We start from the raw sequence: 23,544 nt of genomic DNA, 5'->3' as shown, positions 1-23,544 counted from the left end.
GAATTCAGCCATAAACCGGAAATGTTGCACAAAAAGCAACATCTGTCCTCCTTCCGGCGGCCAAACGGGGAAATTCCTGCATTTTGTGCAACAATCCACTCTGCCCTCCCTTATCCGGGAATCAAAATTGCAAAATGTGCAACATTTTCATCATCTCAGCATTGCAACATTCTCAGCATCTCAGCATTTCCTCTATTCAGCCTCTACAGCTCCATAAAATCTCAATTTCACTTTGTAAGCGGCTATCCTGTTCTAGGCCTTCTGATGAATACGCTGGTGTCGGCGGGCAGGGATTGGAAAGTTAGTTAGTTGGTTGGGCCAGAGTCTAACGTGTGGTTTATATACGATCTATCGGGAGGGGGAAGCGGCATGAATGATAGTAATATCCGTAAGCCGGAAGGATTCGAGGAGGAGAAGCTGTACGTGCTGCCGGAGTACTGGATGAAGGAGTTAGAGCAGGAGGAGCTGACCGCCTCCTTGTTCATTACGGACATCGGGTACTTCCCGAATGCCCGGCATCATTTCAGGGAACGCCTGGAAGGCAGCCCGTCGCATATCTTGATCTTATGTGAAGCAGGGGAGGGCTGGGTGGAGCTGAACCACGGGGAGGCGATGACCCTGCAGCCGGGGGACATGATGATTATTCCACCAGGCACCCCTCACCGGTACGGGGCCATGCAGGAGAAGCCATGGAGCATTTACTGGTTCCATTTCAAAGGAAGCCATGCCGACCGGCTGGTGAAGCTGTTCGGATTGTCCGGTGCCCCCTTCGCCTTAGCCCCGAGCGGCAAGGCCCGGCTCATCGACTGGTTCGTCCCTGCTTATGAGCTGCTGGCTGAGCGAACTTATGCCCTGGCTACCCATGTGCACATCGCTCAGACGGTTAGGCAACTGCTCTCCGGGATAGGCCTCAGTACCGGGAAATCAGCTCAGGAGAAGAAGCGGGAGACGTATCTGGAACAGGCAATCCAGTATATGAACGGACGGCTGGGCAGCACCCTCACCCTGCCCGAGCTCGCTAAGCATGCCGGCGTGTCGAAGCAGCATCTGATCTATATCTTCAACGCCGAGACCGGGGTCTCCCCGATCGAATATTTCCTGCGGCTCAAAATCCAGCGCGCTGGCCATCTGCTCGATCTTACCGAACTCAGCATTAAGGAGGTCGGCTCTGCCGTAGGGATCAACGACCCTTATTATTTCTCCCGGCTGTTCAAGCGAATCTCCGGCTTCTCCCCCTCCAGCTATCGCCGAATTCCGAAGGGGTGAAGCCGGACCGGAGCCGCTTTTCTTATCCGTACCGCAGGCTGCAGGCTTTGATCTACCAGCCTCTGTCATTTCCGGAAAAGAGTGAACCCGGTCCGCCCCTGCTTCCGCCGCCGCCAGAACCGGTACCCTCTGCGGACTGTCTCCAAAATCAGACGGGGAACGGGAAATACCCGGCGGGAGGCCACCGGCCTGTATAACCGGTAATACAACCGCTTGTAATCCTCCCACATGCTGCAATCATCATCCTTCAGGAAATCCGAGACATCTACAATCAGTCCCCGGCCGTCCCGGAGCATCACATTCTTGGCGTGGATATCATGCGGGCGCAGTCCCCGGGATCTCGCATACTGAAGCGCGTTGTCAATGTCTTCAATGGCCTGTCCGGTAATGAGAATGCCCCGTTTCATGGCATCGTAGAAGGTGACTCCGCCCAGCCTTTTGAGGACCAGGTAATCCGCTCCGGCATAATAGCATTCCGAGAAAGCCGGATGCTGCCCAAGGCGGCGGTACACCTCTGCTTCTTCCTCAATGCCCGGCCTGCCCGGCGCGTAGATCTTCACTGCGTAAGCCTCAGCCCCCTGACGGCAGAAGACAGCCGCATAATTTCCGGTTCCGAGTACCCTCCAGAGCTTCGGTACACGACTGACCTTCACCGGCTCCAGCGGATTCACGCTCTCTATTTTAACCAGCCCCAGCAACTCGCCCGTGATCTGCTCCAGCAGCTTGTCCATCCTTCTCACCCCGCAGCTTAAGTTCAGTAATGACTCTATCCACCCAGTGTACGCTATTCCCCGGCGATCAGCCAATCTTGCCGGTAAGCATGGCGAAGAACCGGACAAAAGCTCCCCGGTTCTTCGTATATCCAAGGGTATCGGTTACAATCGCCCATAATGGACACCGCCCGCTATGCCAAATGAATAACCTCATGCTCCTCCGCACTTCGGTAGGTCCCGAATACAAGCTCCAGTGTCTTCAGATTATCTTCGCCGCTCGTCTGGAATTCCTCGCCAGTGTTCAGGCATTCAATGAAATGCGACTGCAGGCGGTAATGGCTCTCTTCAAAATCAAGCCCGTTCTTCTCCGACACGACCGTCTCGGTACCGCTGTTATCGATCAGGCTGAGGGTACCGCTGCTGTACAGCTTGATCGTTGCCTGATCGCCTTCAATAATCAGCTGTTCCTTATGGTCCGGCAGCACAGGCAGCGTGAGCCTGCCCGGCAGATTCTGCCGGGTGGCCCAGCTCATATCCATCAGGCCCATATAATCCTCATAGCCGAGGGTAATCAGCCCGGCGTCCTCCCCGGCAATATACGGGCTGGCCTTCCGGGTCTCCGCATACAGCCGCTTCGGCTCCCCGAACAGGAAGCGCCACGTATCATACCAGTGAACCCCCATCTCATAGAACAGCAGCCTCGGCATCTCCCGGAAGAACGGCTGCGGCAGCTCATTCTCCGGGGCAAACCGTGGTGAATAATAATCCGTGTGAATATAGCGGATCGTCTGGAGCTGTCCTGCCGCTCCCACATCCAGCAGCTTGCGGATAGCTTGAATCGGCTGCAGCCAGCGCCAGTTCTCGGTAACCATCAGCCGGACGCCCGCAGCACGCGCCGTTTCCACCATTTCACAAGCTTCCTCCATAGAACGGGCAAAAGGCTTTTGGCACATGATATGCTTCCCGGCCTGTGCGGCCAGTCCGACCAGCCCGGGATGGGTATCCGGCGCAGTAATAATATCCACTACATCCAGCTCCGCAGAAGACAGCATCTCTTCCAGCGTGGAGTACAGCATGTCCCGGGGAATCCCGTATGCCTCCCCCTTACTGTGCAGCTTAACCGCATCCAGTTCGCACAGGCCTTGAATCTGAACGCCGGGGATACGCTGCCATGCCTGCAAATGCTTATCTGACCAATACCCGGCGCCCACTATACCAATCTTCCACATCCTATTTAGCCTCCAAGTCATACTCATCGTGCAGGCGAGTCATTCTCACCGCCATATAGGTCCGTCCCGGAAGATCGACCCTGAAGGTTCCCTGATAGCTACCCGTAAGCTCTTCCACCGTCATGTTCCAGGTATCCAGCAGCTCCACCTTGTAGCGGAACTCCGGGTTCATCGTGAATTGGCGGAAGCCCGGCCGGTTGAATCCGAAATAGTAGAGATAATATTCATTCTCCACGCCGGCTCTGGGCAGATCCCAATCTGAAGGCAACGGGTTCAGCCCCTCTGAAGGCCCTTCCTCCAGCACACGCCGCAGAAAAGCAATCCGCTCAGGACTCGTGCCATACAGCTGGCCGCCCTTGGCCCACCAGAGCTTATCCTCCGGGTGCAGGTAGGTTTCCCCATGTCCCACATATCCTCCACGGACCGCACCTTCCCAGAAGCGCCGGACCATCTCTTCCCCGGTAATATTTCCCCAGCCATGCTCGACATTACCCTCGTAGACACATTCATCGATTACGACAGGCTTATTCCAGCGCCGTCTCCATTCGTCCGTATTCTCGGAGGTCTTGTATGCATCCACACGCTGAATACTGCAATGCGTAACCCAGGGCTGGTTGAAATCATAGAAGGCTATACCGTTGTGATTAGAGATCAGGTGCCCGTAAGGGTCATAAGACGTTACAATATGCGCGTACCTCTCCCAGTCGGCCAGCAGCTTGTTGCTCATGAAATCATATTCATTGGCCAGCGACCACCAGATATGGCGGTAAGCCGAGAGTCTGGCTACAAGGTACCGGAGATAGCGGTCATCCGCCTCCTTGCCCATATCTGCGAAGCCCCAGCGGTCATACGGGTGGAACAGAATCAGGTCGGCCTCGACGCCCAGCTCCCCAAGGTCTGCAATCCGCTCCTCCAGATGCCGGAAGAATGCCGGGTTGAACCGGCTGTAATCCCAGCCTGCCTGGACCGAGCCTTCATAAGGATAGTACTCCGGTTCATTCTCGTTATAGGAGTAGGATTTCGGGAACACGCACATTCTTATTTTGTTAAAAGAAGACGCTTTCAGCGTATCCAGTGTCTGACGCTCCATTTCGTCCCCCTGGTGGGTCCAGGCGTAGCAGGTGGTGCCGACAGGAAGATAGGGCGTTCCGTCCGCATAGGCAAAATGAAAGGTGTTCCGCACCCGGACCGGGCCATGATTCTCCCCTGCCGCCGCTATGCATTCCAGTTCCCCCTCAAGTCCATGCAGAGCAGGCGCATTGCTGCTGGTCCGGAACGTCCACCTCCCCTGGTGCTCCGGCATGAAGCGGATGCGGTACACCCCGTCTCCATCATAGAAGCCCAGAACCAGAACCGAACGGTCTCCCATCGAGAATTCCGCCTGCAGCGCTACCTCTGTAAACGGATTGCCCCCTGCAGGGCCTCCTTGCAGTACAATTTCACATACCCCCCACTGCGAAGTCTGGTCCGGCACCGATATGGAGATCCTCCCCTGAAATGCTTCAGCCTGCCCTGCTTCCTTCGGATTAGCCATAAGTCCTGCTCCCTTCTGTATGAATCCTCAGATATACAATTAGCAACATTGAACTAAACATTAACTAAACAAATCAGATGAAACAACTTTATATCTATTCTAAAGCAATCCTACATCACCTTATAATTATCGTCAATATTATTTTTTACAACTAAACATAACTAAACAAACCGGTTCATAACCGCTTCATTGCTAAAATCGGCACCTTCCCTTACACTAAACATACTTAAGCTACGATGCGAAATGGAGGTCTTGTCATTGAATATGGAGGAGCTTGCCCGGCTGGCCGGGGTCTCCAAAGGGGCCGTCTCGCTGGCGCTGAACGGGAAGCCGGGGGTCGGGCCGGAGACACGCGGGCGAATCCTGCGCCTGGCGGAGACCTATGGATATACCGGCAGGGGAAGAGCGGCCGCCGCTGAGGCGAACCCCACCACCCTGCGGTTCCTGGTGTTCACCAATGCCGGACTCGTTCATGAGGAGTATTATCAGCAGCCCTTCTTCCGGGAGCTGATTCATCATATTGAGGAACGCTGCCGGATGGGGGGCTACAGTCTGATGTTCTCCGCGATTGAAGAGAAGCACTATGAGCAGGGCATTCAAGCGGTGATGGAGGAGCCCACCAGCGGCGTGATTCTGCTCGGGACCAGCCTGGATGCGGCCAGAATAGCCGATATCGCGGACAAGCTGCCCGGCCTAATCGTGCTGGATACCTGCTTCGATGCGCTGCCTGTCCATTTTGTCGAGATCAATAATTATATGGGGGCTTATCAGGCGGGCACCTATCTGACCGGCCACGGACACCGGAGGATCGGCTATATTGCATCCGAGGAGCGGATTCATAACTTCGGGGAACGGCAGCGCGGGTTCATGGACGCCATAGCGGAGGCGAAGGTGGAGATCCCCCGGAGCAGTATACTGGAGGTGCCGCCGACCTTATTTTCCTCCCAGGCGCCGTTACGGGACAAGCTGCAGCGATTGAAGGACAGCGGACAGCCTTTTCCCACCGCCTTCTTCTGTGAATGTGACTACATCGCCATCAGCGCGATCAAAGCGCTTGGCGAGCTGGGCTTTTCCGTCCCGGAGGATGTATCCGTCATCGGCTTCGATAACATCAATGAATCACAGATTGTAGCCCCGGAGCTGACCACGGTTCATGTGGAGAAAGAACGGATGGCCGCGTGGGCAGTCGATCTGTTCACCGCTTCTCTTCACCGGCAGCCCGCAGTCAGCACCAAGGTCAAAGTCGACACCCTCTTTATCGAGAGAGCTTCCTGCCGGCGGCTCGAACCCTCTGGGGATTAATAAGCTACACTCACAGCCTATTTGCAAAAAAAACAGGAGCCAGCCCTAACCGCCTGATCGCGGCTAAGGGGTTGGCTCCTGCTCCTGTCTGCATAGTCCGTCCTATTCGTCCTGCTCTATTCGTCCAGCCAGGTACGCATCATCGATAACAGCTGTCCGCTGTTCACCGGCTTGGTAATATAATCCGAGCAGCCTGCTTCCAGGCACAGCTCCCGGTCCCCCTTCATCGCCTTGGCTGTAAGCGCAAGTATCGGGAGGTCCCTCCATTCCGGCTTCTCCCGGATCGCCCGGGTCGTCTCGTAGCCGTCCATTCCCGGCATCATGATATCCATGAGGACAATTTCGATGTCCGGCGTCTGCTCCAGCAGCGTGATCGCATCCTGGCCATTCTCTGCAGGGATCACCTTCATCTGATGGCGCTCCAGAATGGAGGTGAGCGCAAAGATGTTGCGGATATCATCATCCACCACAAGCACCTTTTTATACTCGATCATCTCATCCGACTGATAGAGCTTCACCAGCTTATCTCTGGAGAGCGGCGGCAGATTCTCTGCCTTGCGGTGCAGGGCGAGGGTGGATTCATCAATCAGCTGGGCATCCGACTTCACCTCTTTGAGCACCGCCATCTTCGCCAGCTCATCCCACTCGGCTTCTTCCTCCGATGTCAGCTTCCGGTTCATCTGCACCAGGACGGGGATTCTCTTATTTCTGGCGTTCTTGTACATCTCCCGGAGGAAACGGATCAGCTTCATGTCCGCCAGGCTGCTGTCCAGCACGATCGCATCGAACGTCTTGCTGTTCAACTGGTTCAAGGCTTTGCGCCCGGTCTCTACAAGAGTAAGCGTAAGATCCGGGTTGTCCAGCAGCCCGGCAACATGCTTGCGCTCCTGTTCATCCTGGACGGCAACCAGCAGATTAGCCGTGGCATGATCCGCGAACCGGTTCAGCCGGTCCAGCGCATTCTCCAGCTCCTCATTGGTCACGGGCTTGCGGAAGTAATCGTAAGCCCCCTTCTGCAGCAGCAGCACCTCGTCTTCATCCACAGTCATTACGCAGACCGGAATATGCCGCACCCCGATATCATTCTTGAGCTGTTGAAGCACCAGCCAGCCGTCCGTATCCCCGCCAAGATGCAGATCCAGCGTGATGGCCGCCGGCTGGTATTTCTGAACCAGCTCCAGCACATCCCAGCCGCTGGTGGCGATAATCGCTTTGATTCCTTTTTTGTGGAGCATCCCCAGAATGATCTCGTTGAACTTCTGGTCATCCTCAATGATCAGGAACACCCGGTCTCCCGGTTCAATCTGATCGCGGTCATCCGCGAAGGGCTCCACTTCCGGCCTTGCAAGGCTGCTTCTGCGTTTGGCCGGGGTGATATCAATGACCTCGGGAACATGAGCCTTCGGAGGCTCCGGTTCAGTGAATTCAGCTTCCGTCGGCAGGTACAGGTTAAATACACTGCCCTTGCCTACTTCACTGTACAAGCTAATCTCCCCGCCGAGCATCTCGGCAATCTCGCGGGAGATGGCAAGCCCGAGTCCCGTTCCGCCGTATTCCCGGTTCGTACTGCCATCCGCCTGCTGGAACGCTTCAAAGATAATCTGCTGCTTCTCCGCCGGAATGCCGATTCCCGTATCGCTTACCGAGAAGCAGATTACGGTGGTGGCCCGCTCAAGCGACTCCTTATCCGGGTGCCACCCGTCGGCCGCTTTGCGGATCTGCAGCATAATCTGTCCCTGCTCGGTGAACTTAAAGGCGTTCGACAGCAGGTTCTTCAGGATTTGCAGCAGACGCTTGGAATCCGTAGCGATGCTGGCCGGTACACCGGGATCAATCTTGATCCGGTAGTCAAGCTTCTTGGCATCCACCATATGACGGAAGGTACGGTCCAGCCCGTCCGTCAGTTCCGTAAGCGAGACTTCGCTGAAATCCGGCGTGATCGTGCCGGATTCGATTTTGGACAGATCGAGGATATCATTAATCAGATTCAGCAGCTCAAGCCCCGAGTCCTGAATCGTCTTGGCGAACTTCACCTGCAGCTCATGCAGATTCTCATCCGGGTTCTCGGCCAGCTGTTCTGCCAGGAGCAGCAAGGAATTCAGCGGCGTGCGCAGCTCATGGGACATGTTGGCCAGGAATTCGGATTTGTACTTGGAGGTAAGGGCAAGCTGCTCCGCTTTCTCTTCCAGGTAACGCTTGGCCACCTCCACCTCATGGTTCTTGCTCTCCACCTCTGCCTTCTGCAGCACCAGCAGCTTCGCCTTATCCTCCAGCTCGTCATTTGTGCTCCGCAGCTCCAGCTGCTGCTTCTGCAGCTCCTCGGTGAGCGACTGGGACTGGATCAGCAGCTCCTCCGTACGCTGGTTCGCCTGCATCGTGTTGATCACACTGCCGATGGATTCCGTAAGCTGATCCAGGAAGGCGATGTCGATATCGCTGTAAGGCCGGAAGGTCGCCAGCTCCAGAATCGCCAGCACCTGATCCTCGAAGATGATCGGCAGCAGAATGATATTAAGCGGCGTTGCTTCGCCCAGTGCGGACGAGATCATCACATAATCGCCCGGAACATTAGTCAGCAGAATCCGCTGCTTCTCAATCAGGCACTGGCCGACCAGCCCCTGCCCCGCCCGGAATTCATTCGCCAGATGCTTGCGGTTCTGATACGCATAGCTGGCGAACAGCTTCAGAACCGCTTCCCCGCCGGAGGGCTCATTAATATAGAAGACGCCATGCTGCATCGATACCAGCGGAGCCAGCTCGGACAGGATCATCCGGCTGACTGCATACAGATCGCGCTGTCCCTGGAGCATACGCGAGAACTTGGCCAGATTGGTCTTCAGCCAGTCCTGCTCGGTATTGATCCGGGTCGTCTCCTTCAGGTTACGGATCATCTCATTGATGTTATCCTTGAGCGTAGCAACCTCCCCGGAGGCGGACACATCAATCGCCCGTGACAGATCGCCGTTAGTCACCGCTGTAGCCACATTAGTGATGGCCCGTACCTGTGTGGTCAGCGTACTCGCCATGTAATTGACGTTGTCGGTCAGATCACGCCAGGTACCCGCAGCCCCCGGCACGCTGGCCTGTCCGCCCAGCTTCCCTTCAGCTCCAACCTCGCGTGCCACGGTAGTGACCTGATCAGCGAAGGTGGCCAGCGTCTCGATCATGTTATTGATCGTATCCGTCAGCTCGGCAATCTCGCCCTTCGCCTCAACCGTCAGCTTCTGCTTCAGGTTACCGTTCGCCACCGCCGTCACGACCTTGGCGATGCCGCGCACCTGATCGGTCAGATTGGTCGCCATGATATTCACGTTATCGGTCAGATCCTTCCAGATCCCCCCGACACCGCGCACCTGGGCCTGTCCGCCCAGCTTGCCGTCCGTGCCGACCTCGCTCGCTACACGCGTCACCTCGGAGGCGAACGAATTCAGCTGATCCACCATCGTGTTGATCGTGTTCTTCAGCTCAAGCAATTCGCCTTTGACATCCACTGTAATCTTCTTGGACAAATCCCCGTTCGCTACTGCTGTGGTTACACCGGCAATGTTGCGCATCTGAATCGTCAGGTTACTCGCCATGAAGTTCACCGTATCGGTCAGATCCTTCCAGGTACCGGAGACATCCTTCACCTCGGCCTGCGCGCCGAGCTTGCCGTCCGTGCCCACCTCGCGCGCTACACGCGTCACCTCGGAGGCGAAGATAGAGAGCTGGTCCACCATCGTGTTGATCGTATTCTTCAGCTCCAGGATCTCGCCCTTGACGTCTACGGTAATCTTCTTGGACAGATCGCCCTTGGCTACCGCCGTGGTCACATCTGCAATATTACGCACCTGATCCGTCAGATTGCGGGCCATGTTATTTACGCCTTCGGTCAAGTCCTTCCAGGTGCCGCCGACTCCCTTTACCTGCGCTTGGCCGCCAAGCTTGCCGTCTGTACCCACCTCGCGCGCTACACGCGTCACCTCGGAGGAGAACATGGAGAGCTGGTCCACCATCGTATTGATTGTGTTCTTCAGCTCCAGAATTTCTCCTTGCACATCGGCAGTGATTTTTTTGGACAGATCGCCGTTTGCCACCGCTGTCGTTACCACCGCAATGTTGCGCACCTGATTCGTCAGGTTGGACGCCATGTAGTTCACGCTCTCGGTCAAATCGCGCCAGGTTCCGGCTACGCCCTTCACCTGCGCCTGTCCGCCGAGCATCCCTTCAGTGCCGACCTCGCGCGCCACGCGCGTCACCTCGGAAGCGAAGATCGACAGCTGCTCCACCATGGTGTTAATGGTGTTCTTCAGCTCCAGGATCTCACCGGTCGCATTCACCGTAATCTGCTTGGACAGATCCCCCTTCGCCACGGCAGTCGTCACTTCAGCGATATTGCGCACCTGATCCGTCAGCGTACCCGCCATGAAATTCACGCTGTCGGTCAGATCCTTCCAGGTCCCGGAGACGCCCTTCACATCGGCCTGCCCGCCGAGAATCCCTTCCGTAGATACCTCGCGCGCCACGCGCGTGACCTCAGAGGCGAAGTTGCTGAGCTGGTCCACCATGATGTTAATGGTGCTTTTCAGCTCCAGAATCTCGCCCTTCGCATCGACGGTTATCGTCTTCGACAAGTCGCCCTTGGCTACCGCCGTGGTCACTTCCGCGATATTGCGCACCTGATTCGTTAAGTTGGACGCCATATAGTTGACGCTCTCGGTCAAATCCCGCCAGGTGCCGGACACGCCTTTGACGTCAGCCTGCCCGCCGAGAATCCCTTCCGTACCCACCTCACGCGCCATCCGGGTCACCTCGGAAGCAAAGGTCGATAACTGATCCACCATCGTATTGATCGTGTTCTTCAGTTCCAGAATTTCGCCCTGCACATCGGCCGTAATCTTCTTCGACAGATCGCCGTTGGCAACCGCCGTGGTCACCACCGCGATGTTCCGCACCTGATTCGTCAGATTGGACGCCATATAGTTGACGCTCTCGGTCAAATCCCGCCAGGTGCCGGAGACATCCTTCACATCGGCTTGTCCGCCGAGCTTGCCTTCGGTCCCGACCTCACGCGCCACCCGGGTCACCTCAGAGGCGAACATGGAGAGCTGATCCACCATCGTGTTGATTGTATTCTTCAGCTCCATGATTTCGCCGCGCGCATTGACCGTAATCTGCTTCGACAGATCGCCGTTCGCTACGGCCGTGGTCACCGCCGCGATGTTGCGCACCTGATCCGTCAGATTCGTCGCCATATAATTGACGCTGTCGGTCAGATCCTTCCAGGTGCCGGAGACCCCCTTCACATCAGCCTGTCCGCCCAAAATACCCTCGGTACCGACCTCACGCGCTACACGTGTAACCTCAGAAGCAAACGTGCTCAGCTGGTTCACCATCATATTTATATTGCTTGCCGTTCGCTGGAACTCGCCCGTAAGCGGCCGTCCTTCGATCGCAAGCTCCACTTGCTGGGACAGATCGCCCTTGGCTACGGCGTTAATTACCCGGACCATCTCGCTGGTCGGCTGAATCAGGTCAATCACCAGGCCGTTCAAGGAATCGGTCACCGTCTCCCAGGAACCGCCCAGATTCTTCTGCACGAACCGTCTCGACAGATTCCCTTCCTTGCCGACCACTCTGGCCACCGTCTGAACCTCGTTCACCAGACTCTCCTGAATATCCATAATCTCGTTGAACGTATCCGCTACCTTACCTGCGAGCCCCGTCCGGTCATAAGGCATCCGGTGGGAGAAATTGCCCTTCTTCATCGCCATTAAGGCGCTCAGCAGTTCGCCGGCGTCTATTCCATCGCCCTGGTTTTCTTTGTTTTGGTTGTCATCGCTCATAGTATCAACCCTGCCCCTTATTCAGCACGTATTTTTGCTCTCCAATCCAAGCTGCTCACGAACGGCAATTGTAAAAACAAACGTAGCCCCGGGTTCCTCCGATGGCTCGACCCGGATGCTTCCGCCCATCAGCTCCACCAGAGCTTTGCTGATCGATAATCCAAGCCCCGTGCCTTCGAACCTGCGTGTGGTAGAGGCATCGAGCTGGGAGAAGGGCTGGAACAGCTCTCCGATTTGATCCGGGGGAATCCCGATTCCTGTGTCTCTGATTGTGAATTCAAGTGTAAGCTGCCCCGCCGGTCCCTCCAGCCTGTTAACCATTATGTATACACTTCCTGCATGGGTGAACTTCACGGCGTTGCCCACGAGATTATTCAATACCTGGCGGAGACGGTTCACATCTCCCACCAGATCAGGCGGCACAGCAGGATCAATCTCCACCACCATATCCAGCTTCCGCTCACGGGTCCTCGCGGTGAATAGGGCAACCGTCTCGCTCAGGCAGTCCTGCAGAGAGAACGGCGCCTCTTCCACCACCAGCTTCCCGGCTTCCAGCTTGGAATAATCGAGAATCGGATTGATCACCGACAGAAGGGCATTGCTGCTCGTGTGGATAATCCCTGCCATCTCACAATATTCCTCCGGCAGATCCGAGGCCAGCAGCAGATCAGACATCCCGATGATCCCGTTCAGCGGCGTGCGGATTTCATGGCTCATCATCGCCAGGAATTCCGACTTTACCTTAGAGGCAATTTCTGCGGCTTCCTTCGCTTCCCTCAGCTCCTGATTCGTCTTCTCCAGCTGCCGGGCTTGCTGCTTCAGCATTTCGCTCTGGAGCTGCAGTGTTTTATTCGCTTCATACATGCTGACGTAACCCTCAATCTTCGACTTGAACAGCTGCGGGACGAAGGGCTTCGTCATGTAATCCATCGCACCCACAGAATAACCGGCGAAGATATCCTCCATCGTCGTACTGTTAGCGGACATGAAAATAATCGGCACCACATGATTCTTCTCCCGGGTACGGATAAGGCGCGCCGTCTCCAGCCCGTCCATCCCAGGCATTTGCACATCCATCACAATGACGGCGAATTCCTCCTCCAGCAGACAGCGCAGCGCTTCAATCCCGGAATAAGCCCGAAACAACCGGTAAGGCTCTTCGCGGAGAACGGCCTCAAGGGCAAGCAGATTCTCGGGATGATCGTCTACGAGCAGGATATTGACCGGAAAATCCATGAGAACCTCACTTTCCAGCTTGTGGCTCGCTTACGTTTATATTTCGAAAATATAGCTTATATACCCAAAATTCCAAATCACGAAACTCAGGTCTGCTGGTAATTTACTGCTGTAATCAGGCAGTCCCGGCACAGAAAAGCATAATAAATACCCTCGTCCTCCGCCACCTGGCCCATATCCGCCTGCGCTGCAAAAGTCATCGTCTGTGCGCAGCAGGGACACGCCGGATAGTCCGCATCCTGAATCCAGGCCGGATGTCCTCCGATCTGCGAGGCCGGCGCCTCCAGCACCCAGTGTGCACTCTCATAAGTACCTGCCGGCTGTTCCGACAGCTGCATTACATGCCATGTACTACACGCCAGTGCTCCTCCAGTATTGTCAGGCAGATATCCAGGAACAACATTATATTCACTCCATGAATAACCGCCCTCCAGATCAGCCTTCATATATACAGTGCCGTAACAGTTGCAGTGCATACAGGCTGCAATTCTTAGCCGCTTGCCGGGAAGCTCCATGAATCTAACCTGCGGATGCTGCAAATCGTAATCGAATAAGACGGTTAGCGCACCTCCGCACCAAGGACAGGCGTGCGTTCCTGTCTGGAGCATTTGAACCGCCGCCGGAGCACCGGGCGCTTCCGGAGTGTCTTCCCTGCTTACCAGGAAGGGGTAACATTCAGAAGGGTACAGCTGCCTTTTGCCGCCTCCGGCATCCAGCTCCCAGCCTGCTTCAAGGGCATACGTCTCGGGTGCCTGATATAACGCCGCTGCCCACTCCGGCGGGGAGTGCCGCCACTGCGCAAATAGCCTGACCACCTCTTCATCGCCAATCCAGGCCAGCGCCAGCAGCAGCAGATTACGGTTAGCCGGATCGGAATCCACCTGGGCAATGAGCCGGTCCCGGACCTGCGCGTCAGCACCCTTGAAGAGGATAGCAGGCGCATAATTCCCTGTGCGGAGGAGCATTTCCAGAGCCGGCCCAAGCCGTGTATCCGTGAAGCAGAGGAGTGACACCAGAATCATCTCCGCCTGGTCTATATCCTCTTCTTCCAATAAATGAACAGCGTAGCTCTCCATCCGATCTCTCTGTTCCTCCGTCAGATCATGATACAGCTCCTGTGCGGTCCGGGGGTACGGGACTTCCTTAATTAGCGGATCTGGCTTCCGCGGGCTATGCATAATGGTGAGAATTTCAACCGGATCATGGATACCGGCATACCTGTTCACCTCTTTGCGGTTCTGTTCAATATAAGCCTGTTTAGCCATCGCTTTCTTCTGCTGGTAGCAGGGCATACAGATGCCCCCGGTCTTCAGTGCGGTTGCAGGAAGAATCGTTCCCGTGCAGCCCGGGGTCTGGCAAGGCAGACGTTCGCTCATATCCTCTCTCTCCCTTCATGATCAGTACGCAGATTATTCCCTCATTATAATAGATGTAGACCTTCCGATCGAATGTAGACCCGCTCCCGCCTGCAAGGGACGAAATTCCAGAATCTAGAATACAGTTTCAGCCTTAACCCTTGACTGTTCGCCCGCCATCTAAGATAATAACAACCTCTGCCGTATTCCATGCAGGACAAGACTAACATTGATACAGAAAAGGGGCGGTCGTCATCAGCTGGTTAAATGATCTCTACAAATTACAGAAGAAGGAGCCGGCCAAAGACGCCGAGCCTGCTCTGGTCAATGCCATCTTCCGCATGTATGACCGGTTCAAACGGCTCGGCCTCACCGAACGGCTCGGCCAGCAGGATATGTCGCTGGATATTGCCGACGCTTATATCCATGGCCGGAATGCAATGATTGAAGCCGGAGTCGGCATCGGCAAATCCTTCGCCTACCTGATTCCCGGCCTGCTCATTAACCAGCTCTCCCGGCAGCCGGTCATTATCGCCACCTCGTCCATCCAGCTCTCCGAACAGATCCATAAGGATCTGCGGTTCATCGGCAGCCGGCTCGGCTTCTCGATGGTCCGCTCAGTAGTCGGCAAGGGCATGGGGCAATATGCCTGCCGGTACCGGGCAGCGGACCTGTTCCCCTCCGGGGAGCCCGGTTCCCCGCTCACTGTACTCGCAGAAGGTATCCTGAATGCAGAAATCAATGAACGGGCAGATCTGAAGGGCGGGGTCAGTGATGCCTTGTGGTCTAACGTGTGTGTGACGGATTGCAAGTTCGAGCACTGCCACTACAAGCATACCTGCGCCTTCTATGACATGCGGGCCAAGATCAACGCCGGCCCGGGCGAGATGGATATCATCATCGTGAACCAGGACCTGCTGATCCGTGACCTCATCAAGAAAAAAGAAGGAACCAAGGGCCTGATCACCGAGCGGCCTGCGCTGATCATTATAGATGAAGCGCATAATCTGGAGGCCAAGGTCCGGGATGCCCAGACCCTGGAATTCACCTTCCGGGGGACCTCACGGGTGCTGGAGGATGCCATGCAGCTGCTGTACAAGCAATCCGCAGACCGCAGCCTGATGAAGTCCTTCCAGTTCGTCCGGCGCTGCGCCAAAGAGCTGTTCAGACAGATAGAAGCAGACCTGCTGCATACGGCCAAGCAGGACACTGACCGAATTAAAGTATCGGCGATTACAGGAGTCCCGCTAGAGCAAGCTGTGCAGATTCTGCAGGAGTTCCGCCTCAGTCTCTCGGTCCTGACTTCCCGGCATGAGCGGGAGATCGACAATACCTTCGAAGCCGTTAACGGAATGATTGACCTCTTCCAGGTGCTTGCCGGGAAGGAGGACAACTATCTCCTCTGGGCCAGCCAGCCCCGGGGAGAAGCTGCCGTCAGCATCTGCCCCAAGGGGATCAGCCGATTCCTGAAATACAGCCTGTTTAGCGGCAAAACCTCTGTCATCCTGACCTCCGCAACCCTCAGCCAGTCCGGCGATACGCTTGCGGAGCAGTACGCTTATCTGTCCCGTTCGCTGGGCTACAGGGGGGAGTATATGGAGCGTCAGGCTTCACCGTTCGATTATGACCACCATACGATGATGTATATTGCCAAGGACGTTCCTTACTATAACCACAACAACCGCGAAGCTTATCTGGAAGCGGCGTATAAGGAGCTGCTGCGGCTATGCAATGTAACGGACGGGCGGACACTGGTGCTTTTTTCGGCCAAAGAGGATATGAAGTACATTCACAAAAAGCTGAGTGCAGAAAAGCAGAAGTGGGCGCTGCATATGCAGCGGGAAGGCTCGTCCCAGGACGGGGTGATCGCTGAGTTCCGGGCGAGTAAGGGTGTGCTGCTGAGTACCGGTGTATTCTGGGAAGGCGTGAATATTGAGGGGGCGGATCTGTCGCATCTGATCGTCTTCCGGCTGCCGTTCCCGGTTCCGGCCGATCCTGTCTACGAATACAAGGCTGCGCAGGCGGCGAATCCGCTCATGGAGGTCTACGTACCGGACATGCTGCTCCGCCTGCGGCAAGGCACCGGGCGTCTGATCCGCAGTGAGACGGACCTCGGCGTGCTCAGCATTCTGGATTCCCGCCTGTCGGCCGGAGCCCGCAACCCGTACCGGGAGCAGGTCCTCGCCGCCCTGCCGTTCACCAAGGTGACGGAGGAATTCAGGGTGCTGGAGAAGTTTGTGCGTGAGAAGGGGATTCACCGGTGACGGGTAATGTACCTATTGCATTTTGTACATTAGATCGAGCTTTAAAACTAACTTTTTAGCTATTCTACTGTATTATGTACAGCAGAATTCAGAGATTTTGCCCATATTGGACTTCTCTCCAACATTCTACTGTACTAAATACAATCAGGACCATTTATTGAGGTGTTTAATGAATTTCTATTGCACATAGTGCAATCACCACTGGACTACCCGCACCATTCTTCACCAGCCCAGTTCACCACTTCATCAGCCTCCGAATTTCAGCCGTCAGTTTGTCTGCGGCTTTACGGTGGGTCACCTGGGAGGGGTGGAAGTCAACGGCGTAGCCGTCCTCTTCGCGCTGTACCTCGAACTTCATCACTGAGATCCTGCTGTCGCCGGTTTCCCCGGTATAGCGGCCAACCGCTTGCTCTAGGACAGGATACAGCCTGTCCCCCATGATCCCGAGCGTACATAGAATGATGGAATCGGGATTATTCCGTCTGACCTTTTGGAGAAAAGCGGCATAGTTCTCTGCATAATCCGCCTGCTTGGCGGGGTCCTCCTTGGTGTACGAATCGTCGTTGGTCCCCAGATTAATGACGATCAGCTCCGGCGTGAATCTGCTGAACTCCCAAGGGATCTCCTGGGGCAGCAGACTGCCGCCGAACCTCCCTTCCGACTTGCCTACCTTCTCGTAGTAATCGGGCAGAAGATGCGTGGTCAGCTTCTGGTCGTTCTCCGTGTAGCCGGTAATAATGCCGTATCCGCTGTAACACACCATACTGTAATCCGCACCAAGCTGCTCTGCGCTCAGGTAGGCGTAGGCCTTCGTTACATCTTCTGTAGCCGTAGAAAAAGTATGTAGCGCCTCTTCATCATCCACACCATATCCGCAGGTAATGGAATCGCCGATGAATTCGATCGTATGCTGCGGAGATGGGGTCGGCTTAATCCCTTCCTCAGCCTGCACCGCGATCTCTACAATGCCAACCGTTGACATGGCCGCTTCAGACAGCTTCGTAATTCTTACGGTAACCTCTTGCTCGGTGTCGCTTTCGAACACTGTATACGTTTTGCGCGGCTGATCCACTTGATCGTCTATCACCCGCTGGCCGTTAACGCTGATTCCGATCCGGGCCAGATTGTTGCCAGTTACAGCGGTATCATCGCCTTGCAGAGTGATCCGGGCCGCCCGGCCGTAGAAAGAGAATTCCACCCCGCCGCCGGAGAGCGCCAGCCACAGCACCTCTCCTATCCAGTGGGTCCGTCCGATAATTCTGACATGGTTAGCTGCCGGTTGGTACGTTTGCATCTGGGACATTCCATAACCTTCCTTCTCTCGTTTCTATTCGTAACAGTAGCAAAGGCGCTTTATCTTGGCAATGAAGATTGTTTAGAAGTGCTTTTCATATAGCTGCTTAGGGTGGTGTGGTAAGATACTAAGTACTTGTCAACTGGAACCCTATACATTCTATTTTGAAAAAAGGAGGATCTCCATGGACATCCCCAGAGGAACCTATGGCTTTCGCTTTGCCGAAGATAAGGAGCTGCAGCTGTGCGTATTGTTCGCCGCCGGTTATGATTCCGTCTCCGATCCCGCTTACCGCTGGGACGGTATGGAGCGCAGCGACGGCCCGCTGCTGCTGTTCCAGTACACCCTCTCCGGTGAGGGCGTGTTCGAGTCAGAGAACCGGACCTACCGGGTCCGGGCCGGACAGGCTCTGCTGGCAGAAATCCCGGGGCCGCACCGGTATTATTATCCGCCGGATGCGGCAGAGCCCTGGGAGTTTCTGTTCCTCCTGCTGCGCCCCAGCCTGATCTTGCCCCACTGGCGCAGATTCCTGCGCGAAGCGGGTGAGGTACCCCGGCTGCCCGCAGATTGTGCCCCTGTCCGGCTGGCACGGATGATTGTAATGGATGCCGGAGCGGGCAGAATCTCCGATCCGCTGATCGCCTCGTCCAGCGTCTACCAATTCATGACCGAATTAACCCGAATGCAGGCGGCTACGCTGCGCGACAGGGACAACTGGTCAGAGAATATCAAGCGCGCCGCCGCATTCATCGAGCAGCATTATTCGCAGATGATCAGCATCGACCAGCTGTCGGAGCATGTCTCCCTCTCCAAATATCATCTCATCCGCCGCTTCTCGGCCAGCACCGGCCATACGCCCGGTGCTTATCTGACCCGGGTCCGCACGGAGAAGGCGATGGAACTGCTCCGGGGGACGAGCTTAAGCATTGAAGCCATTGCCCAGCAGATCGGCTACTCCAGCGGAAGCTACTTTATCAAGGCGTTCCGCAGCCTGACCGGACTGACACCGGGCGATTTCCGCAGCGGAGGCGAGAGCCTGACTTACCGCCAGCTCTTTTTTGACTAAGCGCAATATAGTGCTATTCGGCTTATAAGATTACTATAGATATTGGATTTATCCTTGATTATGATGGACTTATGAAGAGCAATAATCCATCTGACAAGGAGATTATACAATGAATCATAAGCTTGCAGCACCTGTCCCCCCGCTGGGCTGGAACAGCTGGGATTGCTACGGCGCAGCCGTAACAGAAGCGGAAATCCGCGGCAATGCGGAATATATGGCCGAGCATCTCAAAGACTTCGGCTGGAACTACATTACCGTAGATATTCAGTGGTATGAGCCTGGTGCCGTGTCCTCTCTGTACCGCCCCTTCGTCCCGCTGGTCATGGATGAATACTCCCGCCTGATGCCTGCCGAGAACCGTTTCCCTTCCGCAGCAGGCGGACAGGGTTTCAAGCCGCTCGCCGACTACGTCCACAGCCTGGGGCTGAAGTTCGGTATTCATATTATGCGCGGCATTCCGCGCCAGGCCGCCCATGCAGGCACCGCTATTCTGGGTACGGAAGTGACTGCCCGCGAGATCGCGCACACGTGCTCCATCTGTCCGTGGAATACGGATATGTACGGTGTCGATGCTTCCAAGGAAGGCGCTCAGGCCTACTATAATTCACTCTTTGAACTGTACGCCCAGTGGGGCGTCGATCTGGTCAAGGTGGATGACATCGCCGCTTCCAGACTGCACGATACCCATCAGCCGGAGATTGCCCTGATCTCCCGGGCGATCGAGAACTGCGGCCGCCCAATGGTCCTGAGTCTCTCCCCCGGTCCCGCTCCGGTGGAATACAAAGAGCATTTCATTGAACACGCCAACATGTGGCGCATAACGGATGACTTCTGGGACCGCTGGGAGCTGCTGCTGGACATGTTCAGCCGCTGCCGCAGCTGGCAGGGCGTGCCGCAGGACGGCTCATGGCCGGATTGCGATATGCTGCCGCTCGGCCACATCGGCGTCCGCTCCGTCGACGGCGGCGGGGATGACCGCTGGACCCGCTTCACCCGGGACGAGCAGCTGACGATGATGTCGCTCTGGAGCATTTTCCGTTCGCCGCTGATCTTCGGAGGCGAGCTGCGGGACAATGACGACTGGACCCTGTCGCTGCTCACCAACCGCGAGGTGCTGCGTATGCAGCGCGAGAGCCATGGCGCCAGGGAAGCTCTCTACCGCGATGAGCTAATCGTCTGGACAGCAGCTCATGACGACGGTACCCGCTATGCAGCCGTCTTCAACATTGGCAGCAGTCCGCTGCCGGTTGACCTGAGCCTCGAAGAGATCGGCCTCAGCGGCGCGGCGTCCGGAACGGAGCTGTGGAGCCAGACGCCTGCTGAGCTTAGCGGCGGCGTGCTGCACACCACCGTGCCTCCGCACGGGGTACGGCTGTATAGCTTCTCGTAGGAGAAGCTCAGCAGAAATACCAACAGCCTGCGGGAATGGAGTAGTTCCATTCCCGCAGGCTGTTTCTTTTGACAATATAGGTGAAGGAGCTTGCGCTTCTAAATCCTTATGCCTTCCCCATCGTGCTGATATCAATCACAAACCGGTAACGCACATCCGAGGCCAGCACACGCTCCCAGGCTTCATCGATCTGGTCAGCCGAAATCACTTCGATCTCGGAAGCGATCTGATGTTCAGCGCAGAAATCAAGCATCTCCTGTGTCTCGCGGATTCCCCCGATCATCGAACCGGCAAAGGAACGGCGGTGACCGATCAGCGAGAAGGCGTTAACAGCCAAAGGATCAGCAGGCGCACCGACATTCACCAACGTCCCGTCCAGCGCCAGGAGTGACAGGAAGGCATTGATATTTACCTGCGCACTGACCGTATTAATGATCAGGTCGAAGGAACCGGCCAGCTGCTTGAATGTCTCCGGATCACTGGTGGCATAATAATGATCTGCGCCCAATTGCAGGCCGTCTTCCTTCTTCTTCAGGGATTGGGATAACACCGTAACCTCAGCCCCCATGGCATGAGCAATTTTCACTGCCATATGCCCCAGCCCGCCGAGACCCACTACAGCTACCTTTTTGCCGGGAGCAGCTCCCCAGTGGCGCAGTGGTGAGTAAGTAGTGATTCCGGCACACAACAGCGGTGCAGCAGCGTCAAGCGGAAGGCTGTCGGGAATCCGCACCACGAAGTCTTCAGTGACAACGATATGTGTGGAATATCCGCCTTGTGTATAGTGCCCGTGGCGGTCAGTCGCTCCATAGGTTCCTGTGTTCCCCTCCAGACAATATTGCTCCTCGCCTTGCCGGCAGCTGCTGCACTCTCCGCAGGAATCGACCATACAGCCTACCCCGACACGGTCGCCAACAGCATATTTCGTCACTCCAGAACCGATCTGGCTGACAATACCTGCAATCTCATGCCCCGGAACAAGCGGATATTTCACCGGTCCCCACTCCCCGCGGACGGTATGAATATCGGAATGGCAAATACCGGCGTATTTAATCTCGATCAGAACATCCTGCGGCAGCAGCTCCCGGCGTTCAATCGTAGTCAGCTTGAACGGGCCTTCCTGGCTGAATGCAGCATGTGCATTAACTTGTATCATAGTGAGACCTCTTTTCAATAGAATAGTAGACATCATTCCTTAAGCTTTACAAAGCTTATAATATTCCTTAAAGTTAACTCTAAGTCAAGCCCGAAATATCCAGGACAGGAGAACGATGATGAAGACCTATTCCATAAGCGAAGCCGCAGCGCATTTCAACATGACCCCGCATACCCTGCGTTACTATGACAAAGAGGGCCTGCTCCCTTCTATAGAGAGAACTCCCAGCGGCAAACGTGTATTCAAGCCCTCCGACATGGAGGCCCTGAAGATCATTGAATGCCTGAAGGCCTCCGGGATGCCCATCAAAGAGATTAAGCATTTCATTGAATGGTGCTCCGAAGGAGATTCCACCCTGCAGCGCCGATACGACATGTTCCTGGAGCGGAAGGCTTCCGTAGAAGCGCAGATGGAGGAATTAAGAAAAACGATGGAAGTCATAGACCATAAATGCCACTATTATAAGACTGCCCTGGAAAAGAGTATGGAAGTGGTCCGCCAATCCTAACCAGCCGGGTGGTTCACCAGTCTCCGCTGCGGTTATCGTTACATAGAACAGTTATCGCAGACACATCCTAAGACAGAACCTGCACTTAGAAGGGAGACTTACAAATGAAGGATGATCAAAAAGCTCCGCTCGACGGACGCACCGCAGGTGTCCACCCGATCCCGGAGGGCGAATCCAGTCCGGCGGACGGCCAATCTGAAACAGACAAGCTGGATGAGATCGTAGGCGCCGTGCTGGGAAATGACCCGGAGGTAGCAGCTCCTGGCCTTGCACCAGACTCCGAAGAGAAGAAGCACCGCAAGAATCCTTAGTCTAACTACGAGACAGCAAAAAGCCGGGCCGGACAAGAGCATCTCTCATCCGGCCCGGCTACTTGTTGTGCTGATCTTCTGATCTTGCTGATCTTGCTGATCTTGCCGCTACTCCTCCAGCTCCTGACCACACCCGCGATTCAGTGCTTCACGATAATATAGTGACCCAATGGCAATATCAAAGACAGCCATTCCCATCGGATTGAACATGACCGCTTCCTCCTTCGGGAATTTCGCCAGTGCGTTGCCGCAGACCACCTCGATGATGGACGCCGTGTCTTGCTTCCGCAGCCCTCTTTGATGATGCATATGTTCAATATCCGTATTCGCACGGCATACTTCATCCCAGTCATCGACAATAATGGCAGAGGTGTGGCTTAAGATCGCCGGGGTGAAATCGCGCAGAGACACGTTCAGCAGCAGACTCTGTTCTTTGGGCTTGCGGTCAATATAACCGGAGCTGGAAATGGTACAGGTAATGAACAGATCGGCCCCTTCGTAGGCTTCCTCCCAGGAATTCACAGGCCGCACCCTTGTCCCAAGCTCTTCCGGGATAGGCTGCAGCATATCTTGATTCGGATCAAAGATCCGAACCTCCTCCAGCCGGTCCCCGAGCAGCTGACTCAGCATCGACAGATGGAGCTGACCGATCGGCCCGAACCCGACGATACCGGCAATAATGTTATCGGCAAAAGGGTGTACCTTCTCATATTCCTGAATCATCAGCCCGCTGACCGAAGCCGTGCGAATCCCGGAGATAAGCGGACTGTTGATGATAGCCACAGGCTTGCCGCTGCCGGAATCATTCAGGATCGTCACCGAGTGGGCACGGGGAAGCTGCCTGGCATGGTTACCGGGAAAGCTGGCGATCCACTTGATGCCTGCCATCCCGATCTCTCCGCCCACATAAGCAGGCATGGCAATAATCCGGCTGCTTGGATCTTTATCGAAGAGCAAATAGGGTTTAATAGGCTGGGAGAATTCATGCGCTGCCATCACTTGGACAGCACTCCGTATGGTATCGACACTCCTCTTCCAGGGAAGCTGTATGCTCTGTAAATTTGCAGTATTTAAGTATAACATGCTCAAGGCCTC

The 23,544-nt window shown here is 55.6% G+C and carries 17 protein-coding genes; 7 read left to right on the top strand and 10 right to left on the bottom strand.

What is annotated here, in order from left to right:
• Positions 1–369 precede the first annotated feature (369 nt).
• Positions 370–1,266, top strand: coding sequence for a helix-turn-helix domain-containing protein (locus NSS83_RS27555; RefSeq protein ID WP_341346915.1), 897 nt, complete (start codon positions 370–372; stop codon positions 1,264–1,266).
• 65 nt (positions 1,267–1,331) lie between these two features.
• On the opposite strand, the gene NSS83_RS27550 is transcribed toward NSS83_RS27555, so the two are convergent.
• From NSS83_RS27550 to NSS83_RS27535, 4 genes are all read right to left on the bottom strand, one after another.
• Positions 1,332–1,997 (bottom strand): serine/threonine protein kinase, encoded by a 666-nt coding sequence (locus NSS83_RS27550; RefSeq protein WP_341346914.1) that lies wholly within the window; start codon positions 1,995–1,997, stop codon positions 1,332–1,334.
• 67 nt (positions 1,998–2,064) lie between these two features.
• Positions 2,065–2,193, bottom strand: a complete 129-nt coding sequence (locus NSS83_RS27545) for a hypothetical protein (RefSeq protein ID WP_341187567.1) — start codon at positions 2,191–2,193, stop codon at positions 2,065–2,067.
• Entirely contained in the window at positions 2,171–3,208 is a 1,038-nt protein-coding gene (locus NSS83_RS27540; RefSeq protein WP_341187566.1) for a Gfo/Idh/MocA family oxidoreductase, read from the bottom strand. The genes NSS83_RS27545 and NSS83_RS27540 overlap by 23 nt, the downstream gene beginning before the upstream one ends.
• A 1-nt stretch (position 3,209) precedes the next feature.
• Positions 3,210–4,742, bottom strand: a complete 1,533-nt coding sequence (locus NSS83_RS27535) for a DUF5605 domain-containing protein (RefSeq protein ID WP_341346913.1) — start codon at positions 4,740–4,742, stop codon at positions 3,210–3,212.
• A gap of 258 nt (positions 4,743–5,000) precedes the next feature.
• Between NSS83_RS27535 and NSS83_RS27530 the strand changes: the two genes are divergently transcribed.
• Positions 5,001–6,044 (top strand): LacI family DNA-binding transcriptional regulator, encoded by a 1,044-nt coding sequence (locus tag NSS83_RS27530; RefSeq protein WP_341346912.1) that lies wholly within the window; start codon positions 5,001–5,003, stop codon positions 6,042–6,044.
• A 116-nt stretch (positions 6,045–6,160) separates the two neighbouring features.
• On the opposite strand, the gene NSS83_RS27525 is transcribed toward NSS83_RS27530, so the two are convergent.
• The 3 genes from NSS83_RS27525 to NSS83_RS27515 form a co-directional block, all read right to left on the bottom strand.
• Positions 6,161–11,869 carry a HAMP domain-containing protein gene (locus NSS83_RS27525; protein ID WP_341346911.1) on the bottom strand — a complete coding sequence of 1,903 codons (5,709 nt, stop codon included), beginning with the start codon at positions 11,867–11,869 and terminating at the stop codon, positions 6,161–6,163.
• Positions 11,870–11,890: 21 nt separating this feature from the next.
• Complete coding sequence (locus NSS83_RS27520) at positions 11,891–13,105, bottom strand: ATP-binding protein (RefSeq protein WP_341346910.1); 1,215 nt, start codon at positions 13,103–13,105, stop codon at positions 11,891–11,893.
• A gap of 86 nt (positions 13,106–13,191) precedes the next feature.
• A complete protein-coding gene (locus tag NSS83_RS27515) occupies positions 13,192–14,481 on the bottom strand; it encodes a DUF1963 domain-containing protein (RefSeq protein ID WP_341187562.1) in 1,290 nt (429 codons plus the stop codon).
• A 320-nt stretch (positions 14,482–14,801) separates the two neighbouring features.
• Between NSS83_RS27515 and NSS83_RS27510 the strand changes: the two genes are divergently transcribed.
• Entirely contained in the window at positions 14,802–16,724 is a 1,923-nt protein-coding gene (locus NSS83_RS27510; RefSeq protein WP_341187561.1) for an ATP-dependent DNA helicase, read from the top strand.
• A gap of 235 nt (positions 16,725–16,959) precedes the next feature.
• On the opposite strand, the gene NSS83_RS27505 is transcribed toward NSS83_RS27510, so the two are convergent.
• Positions 16,960–18,027 (bottom strand): GDSL-type esterase/lipase family protein, encoded by a 1,068-nt coding sequence (locus tag NSS83_RS27505; RefSeq protein ID WP_341187560.1) that lies wholly within the window; start codon positions 18,025–18,027, stop codon positions 16,960–16,962.
• A 175-nt stretch (positions 18,028–18,202) separates the two neighbouring features.
• Here NSS83_RS27505 and NSS83_RS27500 point away from each other — a divergent pair, with 175 nt between their 5' ends.
• Complete coding sequence (locus NSS83_RS27500; protein WP_341187559.1) at positions 18,203–19,084, top strand: AraC family transcriptional regulator; 882 nt, start codon at positions 18,203–18,205, stop codon at positions 19,082–19,084.
• A gap of 109 nt (positions 19,085–19,193) precedes the next feature.
• Positions 19,194–20,474 (top strand): glycoside hydrolase family 27 protein, encoded by a 1,281-nt coding sequence (locus NSS83_RS27495; RefSeq protein ID WP_341187558.1) that lies wholly within the window; start codon positions 19,194–19,196, stop codon positions 20,472–20,474.
• 106 nt (positions 20,475–20,580) lie between these two features.
• Here the strand turns inward: NSS83_RS27495 and NSS83_RS27490 are convergent, their stop codons facing one another.
• A complete protein-coding gene (locus NSS83_RS27490) occupies positions 20,581–21,630 on the bottom strand; it encodes an NAD(P)-dependent alcohol dehydrogenase (protein ID WP_341187557.1) in 1,050 nt (349 codons plus the stop codon).
• Between the two features lie 118 nt (positions 21,631–21,748).
• On the opposite strand from NSS83_RS27490, the gene NSS83_RS27485 reads away from it, so the two are divergent.
• Positions 21,749–22,138: a MerR family transcriptional regulator gene (locus NSS83_RS27485; RefSeq protein ID WP_341019511.1), complete on the top strand. Its 390-nt coding sequence runs from the start codon at positions 21,749–21,751 to the stop codon at positions 22,136–22,138.
• A gap of 104 nt (positions 22,139–22,242) precedes the next feature.
• Positions 22,243–22,449 carry a hypothetical protein gene (locus tag NSS83_RS27480; RefSeq protein ID WP_341187556.1) on the top strand — a complete coding sequence of 69 codons (207 nt, stop codon included), beginning with the start codon at positions 22,243–22,245 and terminating at the stop codon, positions 22,447–22,449.
• 108 nt (positions 22,450–22,557) lie between these two features.
• Here NSS83_RS27480 and NSS83_RS27475 read toward each other — a convergent pair whose 3' ends face one another.
• A complete protein-coding gene (locus NSS83_RS27475; protein ID WP_341187555.1) occupies positions 22,558–23,532 on the bottom strand; it encodes a 2,3-diaminopropionate biosynthesis protein SbnB in 975 nt (324 codons plus the stop codon).
• Between the last annotated feature and the right edge of the window lie 12 nt (positions 23,533–23,544).

It is taken from the genome of Paenibacillus sp. FSL H3-0469 (assembly GCF_038051945.1).
GTDB lineage: Bacteria > Bacillota > Bacilli > Paenibacillales > Paenibacillaceae > Paenibacillus_AQ.
Note: the sequence above shows the minus strand (reverse complement) of the source record. Positions and strands in the feature narration are given on the sequence as shown.